We start from the raw sequence: 14273 nt of genomic DNA, 5'->3' as shown, positions 1-14273 counted from the left end.
AGACGACATGACGAGACGACTCTACCTCAAGCTTGCCCTGGCCACGCTGGTCACCCTCTCCGGCGGCTGCGCCAGCACTGGTGGTCAAGCGCCTACACGGGCCGACGTCCTGGCCGACCTGACCCGCGCCAACGATTACTGGCAACGCAACCACGCCCCGCAGCAATGGGCATTCTGGGACGTCGCCGCCTACCACACCGGCAATATGGCAGCCTATGCGCTCACCCGCAACGAAGCTTACCGCGCTTACTCGACCGCCTGGGCCGAGCATAACCGCTGGCGCGGCGCGGACTCGGACAAGCGGGCCGAATGGAAGTACAGCTATGGCGAGACCCAGGAATATGTCCTGTTCGGAGACTGGCAGACCTGCTTCCAGACCTATGTCGACCTGTACGAACTCGATGGCCGCAAGGACCCGCGCCGCATCGCGCGTGCACGCGAGGTCATGGAATACCAGATGAGCACCCCCAACCGCGATTACTGGTGGTGGGCCGACGGCATCTATATGGTGATGCCCGCGATGACGAAACTGTACAAGGCCACGCGCGAGCAGCGCTACCTCGACAAGCTGCACGAGTACTTCACGTATGCCGACCAGCTGATGTACGACCCGGACGCGGGCCTGTACTACCGCGACGCCAAGTACATCTACCCCAAGCACAAGTCGGCCAACGGCGGCAAGGACTTCTGGGCGCGCGGCGACGGCTGGGTGTTCGCCGCCCTGGCGAAAACGCTGGCCGACCTGCCGCAGGACAATCCGAGCCGGCCCCTGCTGACCGAGCGCTTCCGCCGCATGGCGGCGGCCCTCAAGCCGCTGCAGCAGGACGATGGCTACTGGACCCGCAGCCTGCTCGACCCGGGCCATGCGCCGGGCCCGGAAAGCAGCGGCACCGCGTTCTTCACCTATGCCTACGCCTGGGGCATCAACAACGGCTACCTCGACCGCGCCGCGTATGCGCCGACCGCCCTGCACGGTTGGCGCTTCCTGAGCCGGGTCGCGCTGCAGGCCGATGGCCGGGTCGGCTACGTGCAGCCGATCGGCGAGCGCGCGATCCCCGGCCAGGTCGTGAACCAGGACTCGACCGCCCCCTTCGGCGTCGGCGCCTTCCTGCTGGCGGCGAGCGAGATGGCAAGCCTGGTCGATAGCGCGGGAGATAAGGTGGGAGATAAGCGATGACGCCAAAACTGCCGCGCCGGCGCCTGCTGCAGGGCGCCGCCGCCACCTCCGCGCTGGCGCTGTTGCCGGCCCAGGTCCACGCCGCGGCCTCACACCGCTTCGCGATCGGCCGCAATGACTTTCTGCTGGACGGCAAGCCGCTGCAGATCCGCTGCGGCGAGATGCATTTTTCGCGCGTGCCGCGTGAGTACTGGACCCACCGCCTGAAGACCATCAAGGCGATGGGCCTGAACAGCGTCTGCGCCTACCTGTTCTGGAATTACCACGAGTGGCGCGAAGGGAAATTTGACTGGGCCGGCCAGCGCGATGCCGCCGAGTTCTGCCGGCTGGCGCAGCAGGAAGGCCTGTGGGTGATCCTGCGCCCCGGCCCGTACGCCTGCGCCGAATGGGAGATGGGCGGCCTGCCATGGTGGCTGCTCAAGCAGCCGGGTGACGCCTTCCTGCGCTCCACCAGCGAGGCCTTCCTGGCGCCGTCGCGGCGCTGGCTGCGCGAGGTCGGCCGCGTGCTCGGGCCGCAGCAGGTGACGCGGGGCGGCCCGATCCTGATGGTGCAGGTCGAGAACGAATACGGTTTCTATGGCGAAGACCTGGACTATATGCGCGCGCTGCGCCAGGCCGTGCTGGACGCCGGCTTCGACGTCCCGCTATTCCAATGCAACCCGACCAATGCGGTGGCCAAGACCCACATCCCCGAGCTGTATTCGGTGGCGAACTTCGGCAGCAATCCCGAGGCCGGCTTCAAGGCGCTGGCCGAGGTGCAGCAGGGACCGCTGATGTGCGGCGAATACTATTCCGGCTGGTTCGACACCTGGGGCGCGCCGCACCGCCGCGGCGGCGTCGAGAACGCCGTGGCCGACGTCAGGACGATGCTGGCGGCGAACGGCTCGTTCAGCCTCTACATGGCGCACGGCGGCACCACCTTCGGCCTGTGGGGCGGCTGCGACCGTCCGTTCCGGCCCGACACCACCAGCTACGACTACGACGCCCCGATCAGCGAGGCCGGCTGGATCGGCGCCAAGTTCGAGGCCTACCGCGCCGCGATGACGCCCTTCCTGGCCGCCGGCGAAACCTTGCCGCAGCCGCCGGCGCAGATGCCGGTGATGACGATCCCCGCCTTCGCGCTGCACGAGACCGCGCCATTGAAAGCCAGTCTGCCGGCGCGCACGATCCGCGACGCGTCGCCGCGCCCGATCGAGGAATACGACATCAGCCGCGGCATCGTCGCCTACCGCGTCACCTTGCCGGCCGGCCCGGCCGGCGTGCTGGCGGCGGCCAGGGTGCGCGACCTGGCCTGGGTGCGGGTCGACGGCAAGCCGGTGGGCACGATGGACACGCGCCATCGCCGCTTCAAGGTGTCGATCCCCGCGCGCAGCAAGCCGGCTGTCGTCGAGATCGTGCTGTACACGATCGCGCGCGTGAACTTCGGGGTCGAGATCCACGACCGCAAGGGCATGCACGGCCCGGTCACGTTCACGCCGAACAGCGGCGAGGCCCAGGCGCTGGAGAACTGGGAGATCCGCGCCATCGACTTCGATGCCGAAGGCGTGCTGCCGCCGCTGGCGTTCAAGCGCGGCCGCAGCAAGGACGCGGCTTTCTGGCGCGGCAGCTTCGACACGAGTGCCACCCACGATACCTTCCTCGACATGTCGGGCTGGGGCCAGGGCATCGTCTGGATCAACGGCCGCTGCCTGGGCCGCTACTGGAGCATCGGACCGACCCAGACCATGTACCTGCCGGGGCCGTGGATCCGGCGCGGCCGCAACGAAGTGGTCGTGCTCGACCTGACCGGCCCGCGCGAGGCGCGCATCGTGGGCCTGGCCAAACCGATCCTCGACCAGTTGCACCGCGAGCGCGATCTCGAGCGCCCACCCAGCACCGTCAGGCTGCAGCTCGATGGCGTTCAGCCCGCGCACGAAGGCGTGTTCGCGCCCGGCTCCGCGACCCAGGACGTGCGCTTCGCCGCGCCCTTGCGCGCGCGCCAGTTCTGCCTGGAGTCGCTCGACGCCTTCGACGGCAAGCCCTACGCCGCGGTGGCCGAGCTGGCCCTATTGGACAAGAACGGCAAGACGATCGAGCAATCCGCCTGGACCATCGCCTGGGTCGACAGCGAAGAAGCGCACAAGGAAGATGGCGGCGCCCTCAATGCGATCAATGGCCAGAACAGCGACTACTGGCACACGGCCTACAGCGGCCCGGGCGCCGGCACGGCGCACCCGCATCGCCTGGTGATCGACCTCGGCAAGGATGTCGAGGTGGCCGGCCTGCGCTACGTACCGCGCCAGGGCAAGGACGACGTTACGGGCCGCATCCGCAGGTATCGCGCCTATGCCGGCGAACGGCTGGCCGGCGAGCCCTGACGCGGCGATTCACATAACGACAAGGAGACGCAATGCAGAGAAGAGATTTCATCGGCAGCCTGGCGGCGGGCGCCGCGCTTGGGGGCCTGTCCATGCGGGCGAGCGCGGCCACCACGGGGAGCGACCGCGCCTACATGGCCGGCCTGCTGCAAAAGATGGCCGAGCCGGTGCTGTCGACCATGGCGCGCGGCGAACTCAAAAAGCGTTTCGCGCTGGAGGTCAGTCCGACCTGGGATGGGCGCGACAAGAACGTCGCCTACCTGGAATGCTTCGGCCGCCTGATCGCCGGCGTCGCCCCCTGGCTGGCGCTGCCGGACGACGCCAGCCCGGAAGGCAGGATTCGCGCGCGCCTGCGCCAGCAGGCGCTGCAGAGCTATGTGCACTCGGTCGATCCGAAAAGTCCCGACTACCTGACCTGGCGCGGCCACGGCCAGGCGCTGGTCGATTCCGCCTACTTCACCAATGCGCTGATGCGCGCGCCGAAAGCCTTGTGGGAGCCGCTCGACACGACCACCAAGAAACGCATCGTCGCCGAGATCAAGGGACTGCGCCGGATCGAGCCGCCCTACATCAACTGGCTGCTGTTCGCGGCGATGAACGAAGCCTGGCTGCTGTCGGTCGGCGAAGAAGCCGACCCGCTGCGCACCAACGTCGCGATCCGCAAGATCAACGAATGGTATGTGGGCGACGGCTGGATCAAGGATGGCGAATCCTTCCACTTCGACTACTACAGCTCCTTCGTGATGTACCCCATGCTGCTCGAGATCCTCGAAGTGCTCGAACGCCATAACGCACCGTTCTGGAACGGCAAGCCGGCCGAGCTGCGCGCCCAGGCCCTCAAGCGCGTCCAGCGCTACAGCGAGCACCTGGAGCGCTTCATCTCGCCGCAAGGAACCTTCCCGCCGATCGGCCGCTCGCTGACCTACCGCAGCGCCGCTTTCCAGCCGCTGGCCCTGCTGGCCTGGCGCAAGCAGCTGCCGCCGAACCTCCCCGAAGGCCAGGTGCGCGCGGCGCTGCAGGCGGTGCACCAGGCCTTGTACACCGCTCCCGGCAACTTCACCGACGACGGCTACCTCACCATCGGCTTCGCCGGCCACCAGCCGGAGCTGGGCGACTGGTATTCCAACAACGGCAGCATGTACATCGCCTCGGCCAGCTTCCTGGCGCTGGGCCTGCCGGCCGACGATTCCTACTGGACCTCTCCGGCCCAGGACTGGACGCAGAAGAAGGCGTTCAGCGGCGCCAGGTTCCGCAAGGACTACCCGGTCGATTATTGAGACGCGGCGCTTCGCCTCCCGCCGATGGCAGATGGCGAAGCGCTTGACCGGCTGGCGGCTTCGGCGGATAACATCGGTATGGACCGTCCACGGGAAATGCCATGTCGATCGTCAGCCGAGAGGAGATCGCCGGCGCGCTGCGCCGGCGCGAGTTCGTCCTGTACTACCAGCCCAAGGTCTCGCTGACCAGCAACCGCATCGTCGGCGCCGAGGCCCTGGTGCGCTGGCAGCGCCCCGACGGCACGCTGCTGCCGGCATCGGCCTTCATCGGCGCCATCGAGCGCGCCGGCCTGCTCAAGAGCCTGACCCGGCGGCTGCTGCCGCAATTGGTACACGACTTGGTCGACGGCGGCCTGGCGGAACAATTCCAGGTGTCGTTCAATGTCTGCTCCTGCGACCTCGAAAACAGCACGCTGACCACCATGATCCTCGACGCCATCGTGCGCGGCGGCCTGCCGCCGGCAGCGCTCGAACTCGAGATCACCGAGACCCAAGCCCTGCAGGCCGCCCCCTGCGTGCTGTACAACGTGCAGGCGCTGACCGAGGCCGGGATCGGCCTGGCGATGGACGACTATGGCATCGGCTACTCGAGCATCGATACGCTGAGCCAGTGGCCATTCACGACCATCAAGCTGGACCAGGGCATCGTGGTGCGCATGCTCGACTCTCCCAAGAACGCGACCATCGTCCGCTCCTCGATCCGCCTCGGCCATGAACTCGGCCTGGAGGTGGTCGCGGAAGGCGTCGAAACGGTCGCGCAGCACGATTTTCTGGTGGAAGCCGGCTGTGGCGTGGCCCAGGGCTTCCTGATCAGCCGCGCCCTCCCCCTGGAAGGATTCAAGGCATTCTGCGCCGCCGCCGGCAAGTGCCGCGGCCTGCCGGTCGGCCTGGTGCACATGGCGATCGTCGACCACGTGCAGTGGCGGCGCCAGCTGGCCAGCTTTGCGATCCGGCGCGCCTCCCTGCCGCCCGATGCGCCGCTGCGCCAGTCGGCCGGCCACCCGACCCTGTGCGTCACCAAGTGCTCCCTCGGCCGCTGGTACCTGAACGAGGGCCGCTATTTCGCGGGCACGCCGACCTACCACGCGCTCGATGCGCCGCACCGCAGGCTGCACGAGATCGGCGCCCGCATCGTCGAGCGCATCCGGGCCGGCGCCAGCCAGGCCGACATAACGCCCCTGATGAGCGAGCTCAAACAGCAGTCGCTGATCCTGATCGGGCTGCTGGAAGATATCGAGGACGCCGGCTTCGAGAGCCTGTTCACGCCGGCGGCAGCCATTCACGCCAGCAGGCCGCCAACCGCTCCGCTAGCGCCGGCGGCAATGCCCGCGCCGCTGTACGAAAGGTCGTGACTTCGGGCGCCGAAGCATGTGCATGCGGCGCGATGGCGGCATCCCACTGCACGCCGTAGCGCGCAAACAGCGCGGCGACGGCGGCATGCTCGAAACCACGCTGCGCCACCATCCGGTCGAGCGTGCGAAAAGCCTCTTCCACCGCCCCGGGCCAGAGCGCCACGCCGACCACTGCCGGCCGGTCGCCATGCTGGGCGATGCGGTGGGCGGTAGCGGGCGGCACCAGCACCGCCTGGCCCGCCCGCAGGACGGCATGCGCTCGGGCGCCGGCACGCAAGCTCAATTCTCCCGCCAGCGCGACCACCAGCTTGGATTCACGCGCATGCGACAAAGGGAAGTTCACTGCGCGCAGCGGCAAGGAGAAGCGCAGCGCCGTTCCCGCGCCGCCCACCTGCTCCTGCGGTACGTCGATGTGTACCGGATAGCCGTCCGGGTACAGCAGCAACTGGTCTGCGGCCTTGCTCATCGTGATCTCACCTCGTGGAATGGTCATGCCATTCTAGGCTCGATCGGCGCCTGCGGAAACGCCTCCGCCGTCAACGCACCATTGCGCCGCGCGGCATGTCAGGCCTTGGACGGTTCGGCTTCGTCCTCGGGAGCCTGCTGCGGCGCCGGCTGGGCGGACTCCGGCTCCGGCTTCGGCTGCAGTGCCCCCAGCTGCTCCATCAGCTGCGCGAAGCGCTGCTGGCCCGGCTGCAGCCGGTCGACATGCTCCAGCACCTCGCGCGCCTCCTCTTCCAGCTCGGGATCGTAGCCGCGCTGCTGCATGTGCGAGATCAGGATCTGCACGGCGTTGAACAGCACCCGGACGTTGTCCGGCAGCCGCTCGCGTGCCTTGCGCATCCACTTGACGGCGTCGGGCAGCTTGCCGGTCTTCCACAGCACCACGCCCTGGTTCATCAGGTCCACCGCCTCCTTGCGCGCAGTGCGGATGATGAGCGCGCCCTCGTCGGGCAGGCGTGCGCGGTCGAAGATCTTCTGCACTTCGTCCTGCAGCAGCGTGTTGTCGTGGTTATTGCGGATGACATAGGCCAGCACCTCGTTGGGCGTGCCCTTGACGCCGACCGCGAACAGCAGGGTCGCCATCTCGATGCAGATCGCGGTGCCGGGCCGCTTGGGATCGGCCTGCAGCATCCCATCGAGCTCGTCGCCGGCGCGGCGCGCGTTCAGGTAGTCGCCGCTCTCGTGGTAGACGTGGCCTTCGGTGATCTTCGCGCGCAGCACCATGTGTTCGTGCTCGCTGCCGAATTCGCGCTGGGCCAGCAACAGCAGCTGCAGCGCGTCCTTGGTATTGCCCTTCAGGCCGCACACGCGCGCCAGGCCGAGGTAGTCGTCCGGCGCCTTGCGGATCGAATACTCGCCGATCACCAGGCATTTGCGGAAGGCCTTCTCGGCCATCGGCACGTTCCCCAGGCGCAGCGCGGCCTGGCCCAGGTGGCGCTGGCGCGGCACCGAGTTGGGCGACAGCTTGGCCGCGCGCTCGAGCACCGCGGCCGCCTCTTCGTGCTGGCCCATGCCCTGGTAGGCGCGCGCCAGCTGGTCGTAGGCGTCGATGTAGTGGCGGTTCTCGGCGATCACGGTCTGGAACATCTGGCGCGCCTGCTCGAAGTCGCCATCGGCCATGCGGATCTTGCCCAGGCCCGCGCGCGCCCAGTGGTATTCGCGCTGGGCCAGCACTCTTTCGTACACTTCGCGCGCGCGCGCCGGCTGGCCGCTTCGCTCCAGCATGCGCGCCTTCATGCGCAGCAGCTCGATCTCGTGCACCCGGCTGGCGGCGATCTGGTCGTCGCACAGGCGCGCCGCGCGCAGGTAATCCTTTTCGATGAAGGCCTGGTCGATCAGGCGGAAAATCTGCTTGCGCCGCCACACGCGGTTCAGGCGCGTCAGCAGCACGCCTTCGGTGATCGGCTTTACCAGATAGGCGTCGGGCTGGTGCTCGGCCGCGCCCATCACCGACTCGACGCTCTTCTCGGCCGAGACCATCACGAACACCGAGGACGGCATCAAGAGATGGCGCATGCGCGCTTCTTCCAGCACCTGCTGGCCGTTCTTGCCCTCCCCCAGGTTGTAATCGCACAGCACCACGTCGTAGCGCAGCTTGTTGAGCAGGCCCATGGCCTCGCCGCCGCTTGACGCCTGGTCGATATTCCTGGCCCCCAGGCTGCGCAGGCTCTCGCGCAGCAGCTGGCGGATGCCGACGAAGTCGTCGACGATCAGGTAGTGCTTGCTGGCCCAGTCGATCTCTTCCAGCACCTTGGGCTTGGAAACGGCTTGCGCGGCCGGCTTGGCGTCCGGCTTGGCGTCCGTTTTTGCATCCGGCTTGGCGTCCGGCTTTGCAGGGGCGGCGGGCGTGTTCATGGCAGGGTCAGGATGAAGCAGCCACCGCCGAGCGGGCCGCCGTTTTCGAGCCGCACCGCGCCGGACCGCTCGCGGTGGCGGTGCATGCGCGCCACCTCGCCCGAGAAGTACAGGCCCAGGCCGGCGCTATTGGTCAAAAAGTTGACGCCGCTGTCGGCGCTGCCCGGCGTGCCGGCCGCCAGCAGCGCGGGCGGAAAGCCGGCGCCGTTGTCTTCGACCCGGATCTCGAGGTCGCCGTCGACTTCGCGCGCCGACAGGCGGATGCGGTCGCGCGTGTAGTGCAGCGCGTTGTTGACGGCGTGCGAGACCACGCCCACGATCAGGTCTGCGTCGACGTGGGCGATCAGTTCGGGATCGACGTCCAGTTCCAGGGCCACGCCGCGCGACTCGAGCAGCACGCGCTCGAGCGCCACCACCTGCTCGACCAGTTGGCCCACTTCGATCGGCTGGACGTCGAACGGGTAGCCCGGCTTGCCGACCTGCTTGTACAGCGCCAGCAGCTGCATCAGGTTGTCGTTCAGGCGACGCGTCTGGTACAGCATCTGCGCCATCTGCGCATACGCCTTCTCGGTTTCGGGCGAGGCGCCGTCGAGCAGGCGCTCGAGCGTGCCGGACAGGACGCTGATCGAGTTCTTCATGTCGTGCGCGGTGGACGCCAGGAACAGGAACAGCTCGGGCGAGTGGTGTGAATCTTCCATCCGGACAGGCCCTTTCGGCCAAAAAGTTGCTACCAGTAAATTATACTCGCAGGCATTCCAGAGTTTGGCCGCACACGCCGATTCCGCGCGCACGTTTGCGGCGGCGCAACGGTCAAGGACCGATATCCGCGGCGTTTGGCGCAGCATCAGGGCTATAGCGGCTGTTGCGCCGTGCGCGCAGCACGAACCGGGCCGGATCGAGCGCATCGACCAGGGCCATCTCGAGCGGCAGCGGCTCGCCTTCCAGCTGGGCGGCCAGCAGCTCGGCCGCCAGCGGCGCCCAGATCAGGCCGCGCGAGGCATAGCCCAGCAAGCCGTAAAGGCCCGGATGACGCGGCACGTCGCGCAATCTTTCGGTGGCGCCGGCGGCGGCGAAATCGGGCAGGCGGCCGACCAGGGGCAGGCGGTCCGGCGCCACGCAGCGGAAACCCACCCTGCCCGCCAGCGGCGCGCCCTCGGCGGCACCGGGATCGGATACCAGGCCGCGCAGTCGCGCCACGTTCTCTTCCTGGCTGGCGGCGCGCAAATGCGGATCGTCGTCCAGGTCATAGGTGGCGCCGGCGCAGGTGACGCCGTGGGCGGACGGCGTCAGGTAGGCTTCGCGACACAGCACCAGCGGCAGTTGCGGAGCGTGCTCCGGCGCCAGGTGCGTCACCTGCCCGCGCAGCGCCTGCAGCGGCAGCTCACGGGTCTGCACCATCTGGCGCGCGCCGGCGCCGCTGGCCAGCACCACGGTCGGCGCCTGGCCGACGACACCACGATCGGCATCGCGCGCCTGCCAATCGTCGCCAGCGCGTTCCAGCCGCACGTCGCCTGCGCCGAAGCGCCGCGTCAAGAGGTCGCCGCAGGACGCCAGCAGCGCCTCGCACACGCTGCCCGGCCGCGCCCAGCCGCCTTGCGGGAACAGCCAGCCGCCATCCGGCGCGGGCAGGCCGAGCAACGCTTCGGCCTCCAGGGGTTCGAGCCAGCGCGCGAAGTCGGGCGGCAGCTTGCCGTCGCCGGCGATCGCGCGCGAGACGGCCGCATGGCCGGCATCGCGCGCCAGTTGCAGCACGCCGCACCCGTCGCCGTCGAAGGCGCGGCCGACGCCACCCAGCTGTTCCCACAGGCGCAGCGCGTACAGGTAGGCGGCGCGCGTCAGGCGGGTCGGGATATTGTCGTCGCGCGAGAGCAGCGGCATGAAGATGCCGGCCAGGTTGCCCGACGCTTCCATCGCGACCTGCGGATGACGTTCGATCAGCGTGACCTGCCAGCCGCGCGCGCACAGGCGCGCGGCCGCGGCGCAGCCGGCCACGCCGGCGCCCAGCACCAGCGCGCGCCGGCGTGGCTCGGGCGTCGACGGCAGGCGCGGCTTGCGGGTCGAGAAGGTCGCATTGTCGCCATCGAAGGCGAATCCCTGGGCGCTCAGGGCGGCGCGCTGTTCGCTATCGAGGCCCTGCGCTTCCAGTCGCGCGCCGAGCGCAGTCAGGCGCGCCAGCGGACGGATGAAGGCCGTGCCCTGCGCGCCGTGCAGGCGGATGAAATCGGGGTGCGCATTCAGTTCGGCCAGCGCCGTCTCGAGCGGCGCCGCCAGCAGGTCGAGCGTGACGTTGTTGTCGTCCTGCGGGATGCGGTGAAAGCCCGGCTGCAAGCTGTCGGTGAGCGCCACCACGTGCAAGTGCGCGGGCCGCTGTGGGTCGGCGCGCCAGGCCGCGACCAGGGCGGCGAAGCGGCTGCCGTCGCCATGGTCGCAGTCGAAGACGGTATAGCGCGCGCGGCCGCGCCAGTGGTGCTGCACATGCATGTCAGCGGCGCCTGCTGCGGCAGTGGCACTCGCGGTCATGGTCGTCCACCATGCCGATGCCCTGCATATAGGCGTAGACGATGGTCGAGCCGACGAACTTGAAGCCGCGTTTCGAGAGATCCTTGGAGATGCGGTCGGACAGCTCGGTGCGCGCCGGGCGGGCGTGATCGGGCCAGTCGTTGACGATCGGCTTGCCGTCGACGAAAGCCCACAGGTACTCGTCGAGCGTCAGGCCCTGCTCGCGCAGCGCGAGATAGGCCCGGGCGTTGGTGATCGCGGCGGCGACCTTCAGGCGGTTGCGCACGATGCCGGGGTTGAGCAGCAGCTCGGCCTTCTTGTCGTCATCGTAGGCCGCGATCTTTTCCGCATCCCAGCCGTCGAAGGCGGCGCGGTAGGTGTCGCGCTTGTTCAGGATGGTTTCCCACGACAGGCCGGCCTGCGCGCCTTCGAGGTTGAGCATCTCGAACAAGGTATTCTCGTCGTGGCAGGGCACGCCCCACTCGTTGTCGTGGTAGGCGATGTAGCGCGGATTGGCCATATTGGCCCAGGAGCAGCGCTTGACCGTCATCGCGCCGCCCCCGGTGTTGCGCCACGCAGGCAGGCCAGGACGTCGTCGGTATGGCCATCCGCCACCAGCTCGGCCGGCGTGCGTCCGTCCAGCGCCTGCTGGGGCGCCTTCATCCAGGCATCGGCGGCATCGTCGTTTCCGAGCACCTTGCGCGCCTCATGCATGACGGCGTAATAGGCCTGCGCCTTGCGCGAATGGCCGTCGAAGCGCGCCTGGAGCGCGGCGATGGAGTCGGGGGAGAGGCGTTCAGAATCGGTCATGGGGTCGCGGTCATGGCGTCGGCTTGCTGGTGGAGACCGCATCATACCCCGCCTCGGCCGGGCGATCGAGGAACACCGCGCCGGCGCTGTCCTCGCCAAGCTTGTCGGCCGGGTTGCGCAGCGGGCAATCGGCGAGGGAAAGGCAGCCGCAGCCGATGCAGGTATCGAGTTCGTCACGCAGCCGCTGCAGGCGCGCGATGCGCTCGTCGAGTTCCGCGCGCCAGCCCGCGCCGAGCACCCGCCACTCTTTGGCGCTGATCGGACGTCCTTCCGGCAGCCCGGCCAGGTTTTCCCGGATCGTCTCGAGCGGGATCCCGGTGCGCTGCGCCACCTTGATGATGGCGATGTGGCGCAGCACCTCGCGCGCATAACGGCGCTGGTTGCCGTCGGTGCGCCAGCCCTTGATCAGGCCTTTCGATTCATAGAAATGGATGGTGGAGACCGCCACCCCGCTGCGGCGCGCCACTTCGCCCACCGTGAGGGCCTTCTTGTCGGGATCGATCGTCGTCATTGCGCTTGACCTCAAGTTAAGTTGAGATTTTATACTTTTTCTCGCTCCCATCACAAGCAAGGAAAAAGTATGAGCAGGCAGATAGACGACATACTCACGAACAGGACGTCATCCACTCGCGACCGGAATGGTTCGGCCACAAGCCAACAGGATGTCATGCACGCGATTTACTTCAGATGGAAAGTGGCTTCTGGCCATGAGCGAGACTTCGAGCACGCCTGGCTGGAATTCACCGAACTAATACGCGACGAGCGAGGCGGTCTGGGGTCGCGTTTGCATCGCTGCACCGACGGCCACTATTTTGCGTATGCCCAATGGCCGTCCGAGCTTTTCTGGTCTTCACAAGCCGAGCCTACCCCACGCATGGTCGAGCTACGAAACCAGATGCTTGAATTCGCTGAGCTTGTAGATGGTCCACTTCGGGGTGATGTCGTTGCCGACCTCTTGATATCGGCAGCTCTAGAATAAGGAAGCAGCCTGGCGATAGCATTCACAGGCGCGAGTGACCAGTTCAGGCTGTGTATTCAATCGCACCAGGACCGCAGTCCTGGTGCCAGGATTGGCGCCTTTCCCGGCTCAATGCCCGCGCAACTCCGCATCGATCTTCGAATGCGCCGCCGTATCGCGCATGAACCAGCACACGATCAAGGTGCAGGCGATCACGCCAGTGACATACCAGTAAAACCCCGATTCCAGATCCACCGACTTGAACCACAACCCGACGTACTCGGCCGTGCCACCGAAGATGGACACCGCAAACGCATACGGCACGCCGACGCCCGTAGCGCGAATCGAGGCCGGGAACATCTCCGCCTTCACCAGCGCATTGATCGAGGTGTAGCCCGAAACGATGATCCAGGCGCAGGCGATCAGGCCAAACGCTTCCCACGGCCCACTGGCGTGGCGGATGGCCGTCAGCAGAGGCACGGTGAAGATCGTGCCGAGCAGCGCGAAGCCCACCAGCAGCGGGCGGCGGCCGATGCGGTCCGACAGCGCGCCGTACAGCGGCTGCAGGCACATGGCGAACAGCAGCGAGGCGGCCGAGACGGCGGTCGTCTGCGAGTCGGTCAGGCCGACCGACAGGCGCAGGAATTTCTGCATGTAGACGGTGTAGACGTAGAACGCCAGGGTGCCGCCCATGGTCAGGCCGACCACCAGCAGCACTTCCTTCGGATGCTGGGCCAGCTGCTTCAGGCCCCCCATCGGCTTGGCCTTCTTGCGCGCCTTCTCGAACGAGTCGGTTTCCGGCATATCGTGACGCATCATCAGCGCGATCAGGGCCAGCGCCGCACCGCAGACGAAGGGAATACGCCAGCCCCATTCACGCAGCTGGGCGTCGGTGAGCAGGAAATGCTGCAGTACCAGCAGCAGCACCAGGGCCAGCAGCTGGCCGCCGATCAGGGTCACGTACTGGAAGCTGGCGTAGAAGCCGCGCCGCTTCGAGTCCGCCATCTCCGACAGATAGGTCGCGCTGGCGCCGTATTCGCCGCCCAGGCTCAGGCCTTGCAGCAGGCGCGCCAGCAGCAGGATGCAGGGCGACAGGATGCCGGCGGTGGCATAGGTCGGCGCGCAGGCGATCAGCAGCGAGCCGGCGCACATCAGCAGCACCGACGCCATCAGGGCCACCTTGCGGCCGTGGCGGTCGCCCAGGTGGCCGAACAGGATGCCGCCGATCGGGCGCACGAAGAAGCCGAGGGCGAAGATGCCCGCGGTCGACATCATCTGGGCCGTCGGGTCCTGGGCCGGGAAGAAGGAATTGGCGAAGTACAGGGCGAAGGCCGCGTAGCAGTAGAAGTCGAACCACTCGACCAGGTTGCCGGCCGAGCCGACGAAGATGGCGCGCAGGCGCGAGCCGGAAATGGGTTCGGCGGCCTGCGGCTGTGCGCCGGCGACCGGATTGCTGATGGTTGTTGTCATGAAGGTGTCTCCTCT

The 14273-nt window shown here is 67.8% G+C and carries 13 protein-coding genes; 5 read left to right on the top strand and 8 right to left on the bottom strand.

The genetic code is table 11. From position 1 onward, the window contains the following. Window positions 1-7: 7 nt before the first annotated feature. The 4 genes from J3U95_RS03405 (at window position 8) to J3U95_RS03390 (ending at window position 6163) form a co-directional block, all read left to right on the top strand. A complete protein-coding gene (locus J3U95_RS03405) occupies window positions 8-1177 on the top strand; it encodes a glycoside hydrolase family 88/105 protein (protein WP_229519611.1) in 1170 nt (389 codons plus the stop codon). Then, a complete protein-coding gene (locus J3U95_RS03400; protein WP_208277256.1) occupies window positions 1174-3534 on the top strand; it encodes a beta-galactosidase in 2361 nt (786 codons plus the stop codon). The genes J3U95_RS03405 and J3U95_RS03400 overlap by 4 nt, the downstream gene beginning before the upstream one ends. Before the next feature lie 32 nt (window positions 3535-3566). Next, on the top strand, window positions 3567-4811 hold the full coding sequence (locus tag J3U95_RS03395) for a DUF2264 domain-containing protein (RefSeq protein ID WP_208277255.1): 1245 nt from the start codon (window positions 3567-3569) through the stop codon (window positions 4809-4811). A gap of 101 nt (window positions 4812-4912) precedes the next feature. Continuing rightward, a complete protein-coding gene (locus tag J3U95_RS03390; protein WP_208277254.1) occupies window positions 4913-6163 on the top strand; it encodes an EAL domain-containing protein in 1251 nt (416 codons plus the stop codon). Here the strand turns inward: J3U95_RS03390 and J3U95_RS03385 are convergent. The 7 genes from J3U95_RS03385 to soxR form a co-directional block, all read right to left on the bottom strand. Next, a complete protein-coding gene (locus J3U95_RS03385; RefSeq protein WP_208277253.1) occupies window positions 6072-6629 on the bottom strand; it encodes a cupin domain-containing protein in 558 nt (185 codons plus the stop codon). The genes J3U95_RS03390 and J3U95_RS03385 overlap by 92 nt on opposite strands. A gap of 98 nt (window positions 6630-6727) precedes the next feature. Further along, window positions 6728-8521, bottom strand: a complete 1794-nt coding sequence (locus tag J3U95_RS03380) for a response regulator (protein ID WP_229519610.1) — start codon at window positions 8519-8521, stop codon at window positions 6728-6730. Further along, window positions 8518-9219 carry a sensor histidine kinase gene (locus J3U95_RS03375; RefSeq protein ID WP_208277252.1) on the bottom strand — a complete coding sequence of 234 codons (702 nt, stop codon included), beginning with the start codon at window positions 9217-9219 and terminating at the stop codon, window positions 8518-8520. The genes J3U95_RS03380 and J3U95_RS03375 overlap by 4 nt, the downstream gene beginning before the upstream one ends. 112 nt (window positions 9220-9331) lie before the next feature. Then, a complete protein-coding gene (gene mnmC1, locus J3U95_RS03370) occupies window positions 9332-11041 on the bottom strand; it encodes an FAD-dependent 5-carboxymethylaminomethyl-2-thiouridine(34) oxidoreductase MnmC1 (RefSeq protein ID WP_229519609.1) in 1710 nt (569 codons plus the stop codon). Continuing rightward, window positions 11004-11570 carry a DNA-3-methyladenine glycosylase I gene (locus J3U95_RS03365; protein WP_208277251.1) on the bottom strand — a complete coding sequence of 189 codons (567 nt, stop codon included), beginning with the start codon at window positions 11568-11570 and terminating at the stop codon, window positions 11004-11006. The genes mnmC1 and J3U95_RS03365 overlap by 38 nt, the downstream gene beginning before the upstream one ends. Then, complete coding sequence (locus tag J3U95_RS03360; protein ID WP_208277250.1) at window positions 11567-11830, bottom strand: antitoxin Xre/MbcA/ParS toxin-binding domain-containing protein; 264 nt, start codon at window positions 11828-11830, stop codon at window positions 11567-11569. The genes J3U95_RS03365 and J3U95_RS03360 overlap by 4 nt, the downstream gene beginning before the upstream one ends. Window positions 11831-11840: 10 nt before the next feature. Continuing rightward, a complete protein-coding gene (gene soxR / locus J3U95_RS03355; RefSeq protein ID WP_208277249.1) occupies window positions 11841-12341 on the bottom strand; it encodes a redox-sensitive transcriptional activator SoxR in 501 nt (166 codons plus the stop codon). Between the two features lie 69 nt (window positions 12342-12410). Here soxR and J3U95_RS28715 point away from each other — a divergent pair, with 69 nt between their 5' ends. Continuing rightward, complete coding sequence (locus J3U95_RS28715; protein WP_208277248.1) at window positions 12411-12809, top strand: antibiotic biosynthesis monooxygenase family protein; 399 nt, start codon at window positions 12411-12413, stop codon at window positions 12807-12809. Window positions 12810-12917: 108 nt separating this feature from the next. On the opposite strand, the gene J3U95_RS03345 is transcribed toward J3U95_RS28715, so the two are convergent. Then, entirely contained in the window at window positions 12918-14258 is a 1341-nt protein-coding gene (locus tag J3U95_RS03345) for an MFS transporter (protein ID WP_208277247.1), read from the bottom strand. Between the last annotated feature and the right edge of the window lie 15 nt (window positions 14259-14273).

Source organism: Massilia oculi (assembly GCF_017582745.1).
In the GTDB taxonomy this organism is placed as follows: domain Bacteria; phylum Pseudomonadota; class Gammaproteobacteria; order Burkholderiales; family Burkholderiaceae_D; genus Telluria; species Telluria oculi_A.
This window is presented reverse-complemented; position numbering and strand designations above follow the sequence as displayed.

Coding starts and splice junctions, on each gene's coding strand:
- J3U95_RS03405 (WP_229519611.1), top strand. CDS start 8: ATGACGAGACGACTCTACCTCAAGCTTGCCCTGGCCACGCTGGTCACC.
- J3U95_RS03400 (WP_208277256.1), top strand. CDS start 1,174: ATGACGCCAAAACTGCCGCGCCGGCGCCTGCTGCAGGGCGCCGCCGCC.
- J3U95_RS03395 (WP_208277255.1), top strand. CDS start 3,567: ATGCAGAGAAGAGATTTCATCGGCAGCCTGGCGGCGGGCGCCGCGCTT.
- J3U95_RS03390 (WP_208277254.1), top strand. CDS start 4,913: ATGTCGATCGTCAGCCGAGAGGAGATCGCCGGCGCGCTGCGCCGGCGC.
- J3U95_RS03385 (WP_208277253.1), bottom strand. CDS start 6,629: ATGAGCAAGGCCGCAGACCAGTTGCTGCTGTACCCGGACGGCTATCCG.
- J3U95_RS03380 (WP_229519610.1), bottom strand. CDS start 8,521: ATGAACACGCCCGCCGCCCCTGCAAAGCCGGACGCCAAGCCGGATGCA.
- J3U95_RS03375 (WP_208277252.1), bottom strand. CDS start 9,219: ATGGAAGATTCACACCACTCGCCCGAGCTGTTCCTGTTCCTGGCGTCC.
- mnmC1 (WP_229519609.1), bottom strand. CDS start 11,041: ATGACCGCGAGTGCCACTGCCGCAGCAGGCGCCGCTGACATGCATGTG.
- J3U95_RS03365 (WP_208277251.1), bottom strand. CDS start 11,570: ATGACGGTCAAGCGCTGCTCCTGGGCCAATATGGCCAATCCGCGCTAC.
- J3U95_RS03360 (WP_208277250.1), bottom strand. CDS start 11,830: ATGACCGATTCTGAACGCCTCTCCCCCGACTCCATCGCCGCGCTCCAG.
- soxR (WP_208277249.1), bottom strand. CDS start 12,341: ATGACGACGATCGATCCCGACAAGAAGGCCCTCACGGTGGGCGAAGTG.
- J3U95_RS28715 (WP_208277248.1), top strand. CDS start 12,411: ATGAGCAGGCAGATAGACGACATACTCACGAACAGGACGTCATCCACT.
- J3U95_RS03345 (WP_208277247.1), bottom strand. CDS start 14,258: ATGACAACAACCATCAGCAATCCGGTCGCCGGCGCACAGCCGCAGGCC.